This is a genomic window from Streptomyces sp. NPDC001985, assembly GCF_040296845.1.
In the GTDB taxonomy this organism is placed as follows: Bacteria; Actinomycetota; Actinomycetes; order Streptomycetales; family Streptomycetaceae; genus Streptomyces.
On the sequence record NZ_JBEOYB010000171.1, the window covers coordinates 1 to 3,469 of the forward strand.

Sequence of the window (3,469 nt, forward strand, 5' to 3'; positions counted from 1 at the left end):
GGCGCTTGCGGAGGCCCCGTGCTCCACAGGACCCCGCACCCTGCGGGCCAGGGTGGGGGGCCGGCCCCCGAACCCCCGCTCCTCAAACGCCGGAGGGGCTGGTTCTTGTGCCTCGGCTCGCCTGGAGGGGCTTGGGTGGGCGGCCCAATCGCCGGTGGGTCCGGGGTGGTGCGCCTCGGCTCCCCGGCAGGGCTGAGCAAACGCAGCCCGTCCGGGGGCACCTCCCAGAGGCAGCTCTGGGGGAGATTGAGGACGGACCCCGCACCACAGGCGCCCCCGCGCAGTGCTGCCCAGTCGCCGGAGACGCCGAGGTGGGCCGGCTCGGGGCAGCCCGGCGGCCCGGGCCCGCTGACCCGCTCAGGGCTCACCCCTCGGAGAGCCTCCCGGCCGAAACCGTGACGCGTCGGGTGGTGTGGACCGCCTCCAGCATGCGGCGGTCGTGGGTGACCAGCAGCAGCGTCCCGGTGTAGGAGTCGAGCGCCGACTCCAACTGCTCGATCGCGGGCAGATCGAGGTGGTTGGTGGGCTCGTCCAGGACGAGGAGATTGACCCCCCTCCCCTGGAGCAGCGCCAGCGCCGCGCGGGTGCGCTCCCCCGGCGAGAGGGTCGTCGCCGGGCGCAGCACATGCGCCGCCTTCAGGCCGAACTTGGCCAGCAGGGTCCGCACCTCCGCCGGCTCCGTCTCGGGGACGGCCCCGCAGAACGCGTCGAGCAGGGTCTCGGGGCCGTGGAACAGCCCCCGGGCCTGGTCGATCTCCCCGACCACCACCCCGGGCCCCAGCGACGCCGCCCCCGAGTCCAGCGGGAGCCGGCCCAGCACCGCGGCGAGCAGGGTGGACTTGCCGGAGCCGTTGGCCCCGGTGATGGCGATCCGGTCGGCCCAGTCGATCTGGAGCGAGACGGGCCCGAGGCGGAAGTCCCCGCGCCGCACCTCGGCCTCGCGCAGGGTCGCCACGACCGCCCCGGAGCGCGGAGCCGCGGCGATCTCCATCCGCAGCTCCCACTCCTTGCGGGGCTCCTCGACGGTGTCGAGCCGCTCGATCATGCGCTGGGTCTGGCGCGCCTTGGCCGCCTGCTTCTCGCTCGTCTCCCCGCGGAACGCGCGGACGTGCTTGTCGTTGTCGCTCGCCTTGCGGCGCGCGTTCCGGACGCCCTTGTCCATCCAGCCGCGCTGCATCCGGGCCCGGCCCTCCAGGGCGGACTTCCGGTCCGCGTACTCCTCGAACTCCTCGCGGGCGTGGGCCCTGGCCCGCTCCCGCTCCTCCAGATAGGACTCGTAGCCGCCGCCGAAGGCGCTGACGCTCTGCTGGGCGAGGTCGAGTTCGAGGATCTTGGTGACCGTGCGGCTGAGGAACTCGCGGTCGTGGCTGACGACGACCGTACCGGCGCGCAGCCCCCGGACGAAGGACTCCAGACGGTCCAGGCCGTCCAGGTCGAGATCGTTGGTGGGCTCGTCCAGGAGGAAGACGTCGTAGCGGGAGAGGAGCAGCGAGGCGAGGCCCGCGCGGGCCGCCTGGCCGCCGGAGAGGGCGGTCATCGGCAGATCGAGGCCCACGGTGAGGCCGAGTGCCGCCGCGGTCTCCTCGGCGCGCTCGTCGAGGTCGGCGCCGCCGAGGGCGAGCCAGCGCTCCAGACCGGTGGCGTAGGCGTCGTCCGCGCCGGGGGCGCCGTCGACCAGCGCGGCGGTCGCCTCGTCCAGGGCGCTCTGGGCGTCGGCGACGCCGGTCCGCCGGGCGAGGAATCCCCGGACGGTCTCACCGGGCCGGCGCTCCGGCTCCTGGGGCAGATGGCCGACGCTCGCGGCGGGCGGGGAGAGCCTCAGCTCGCCCCGCTCGGGCCGTTCGAGCCCGGCGAGGAGCCGCAGGAGCGTGGACTTCCCGGCTCCGTTGACACCGACGAGACCGATCACATCGCCGGGCGCGACCACGAGGTCGAGCCCGGTGAAGAGGGAGCGGTCGCCGTGGCCCGCGGCGAGATCCTTGGCGACGAGAGTGGCAGTCATCAGACCGCCGATTCTAGGGCCTCCCGTCCGGCCGGCCGCCGGGCGCCGGGACCGCCGGCGCCCTCCTCGTGGCGGCGCGCGTTCGCTACGGTCCCCTCATGAGCGGCGATGTGATCGTGGTGGGCGGCGGGGTCAGCGGGCTCGTGACCGCCGTGGTGCTGGCGGAGCGCGGCCGGCGGGTGCGGGTGAGGACCCGCGAGGAGCCGGCGGGGACGACCTCGTCGGTGGCGGGCGGGCTGTGGTGGCCGTACCGGATCGAGCCCCGGGAGCAGGTCGCCCGCTGGTCGGTGGCGACGCTGCGGGTGTACGAGGAGTTCGCGCGGCGCCCGGACGAGACGGGGGTGCGGCTGGTCGCCGGGGTGATGGCCGAGCAGCCGCTCGCGGGCCTCGGACCGTGGGCGGCCGGGGCCGGAGTGCGGGCGGCGCGCCCCGGTGAGCTGCCCGGCGGGCACACCGAGGGGGTACGGGCCAGGGTGCCGCTCGTGGACATGCCGGCCCACCTGGGGTGGCTGCGGCGGCGGCTGGAGGCCGCGGGCGGCTCGGTGGAGGTGCGGCCGGTGCGCTCGCTCGCCGAGGCCGCCGCGTCGGCGGGCGCGGTGGTGAACTGCGCGGGACTCGGCGCCCGGCGGCTCGCGTCCGACGCGGGGCTGCGGCCGGTCCGGGGCCAGTTGGTGCTGGTGGAGAACCCGGGGGTGACGGAGTGGTTCGTCCTCGCGGACGGGGCGTCGGAGCGGACCACCTATCTGCTGCCGCAGCCGGGGCGGCTGATCCTGGGCGGCACGGCCGAGGAGGGGGCGTGGGGTCTGGAACCGGTCCCCGCGACGGCGGAGGCGATCGTGGCGCGCTGTGCCCGGCTGTGGCCCGAGGTGGCGTCGGCCCGTGTCCTGGGCCACCGGGTGGGGCTGCGTCCGGCCCGCCCGGCGGGGGTGCGCATCGAGCGCGAGAACCTGCCGGACGGCGGTGTGGTGATCCACAACTACGGGCACGGGGGCGCGGGTGTGACAGTGGCCTGGGGGTGCGCCCGCGCGGCGGCGGATCTGGTGCCGGAGGGCTGAGCGCGGGGCGGCCCGTCAGTGCAGCGGCGGGCGGGGGCCCTCGGCCCGGTCCCCCGGCGACGGCGGGCGGGGCTCGCGGGGGCGGCGGTGGGACGACCCGTACTCCAGTCGGGACAGAAACCAGCAGACCGCCAGGAATCCCACGAAACCCACGGTGAGCAGCAGGATCAGCCAGCCGTTCGGAACGAAGAGGATGAAGAGGGCAGAGAGGACGATGGCGAGCAGGGTGGCGGCCACGCCCGGGGCGGCCTTCCAGCGGAATGACATGCGGTGCTCCCCCGGTTCGCGGTGCGTCGATCGGTGCCGGCCGGCCCGGCACCGGCCGTCGCCGGCCCGTCGTCAGGTCCGGCTGATCCCTTCGACGCGGCGCACCGGGCCGGCGGTTGCGGGCGCGCGGAGCCGGCGGGCGCTC

3 protein-coding genes are annotated in these 3,469 nt (G+C 76.1%); 1 reads left to right on the forward strand and 2 read right to left on the reverse strand.

The genetic code is table 11. The annotated features are described in order from the left end of the window. Window positions 1-364 precede the first annotated feature (364 nt). Window positions 365-2,002 (reverse strand): ABC-F family ATP-binding cassette domain-containing protein, encoded by a 1,638-nt coding sequence (locus ABT122_RS33350; protein WP_351559906.1) that lies wholly within the window; start codon window positions 2,000-2,002, stop codon window positions 365-367. Between the two features lie 98 nt (window positions 2,003-2,100). Here ABT122_RS33350 and ABT122_RS33355 point away from each other — a divergent pair, with 98 nt between their 5' ends. Further along, the gene (locus ABT122_RS33355; RefSeq protein ID WP_351559908.1) at window positions 2,101-3,057 is read left to right on the forward strand and encodes an NAD(P)/FAD-dependent oxidoreductase; all 957 of its coding nucleotides are present in this window, start codon (window positions 2,101-2,103) and stop codon (window positions 3,055-3,057) included. A 15-nt stretch (window positions 3,058-3,072) separates the two neighbouring features. On the opposite strand, the gene ABT122_RS33360 is transcribed toward ABT122_RS33355, so the two are convergent. Then, window positions 3,073-3,324: a hypothetical protein gene (locus ABT122_RS33360; protein ID WP_351559910.1), complete on the reverse strand. Its 252-nt coding sequence runs from the start codon at window positions 3,322-3,324 to the stop codon at window positions 3,073-3,075. Window positions 3,325-3,469: the final 145 nt, after the last annotated feature.

Excerpts from the sequence above, each read along its gene's own strand:
- ABT122_RS33350 (WP_351559906.1), bottom strand. The coding sequence starts at position 2,002 with ATGACTGCCACTCTCGTCGCCAAGGATCTCGCCGCGGGCCACGGCGAC.
- ABT122_RS33355 (WP_351559908.1), top strand. The coding sequence starts at position 2,101 with ATGAGCGGCGATGTGATCGTGGTGGGCGGCGGGGTCAGCGGGCTCGTG.
- ABT122_RS33360 (WP_351559910.1), bottom strand. The coding sequence starts at position 3,324 with ATGTCATTCCGCTGGAAGGCCGCCCCGGGCGTGGCCGCCACCCTGCTC.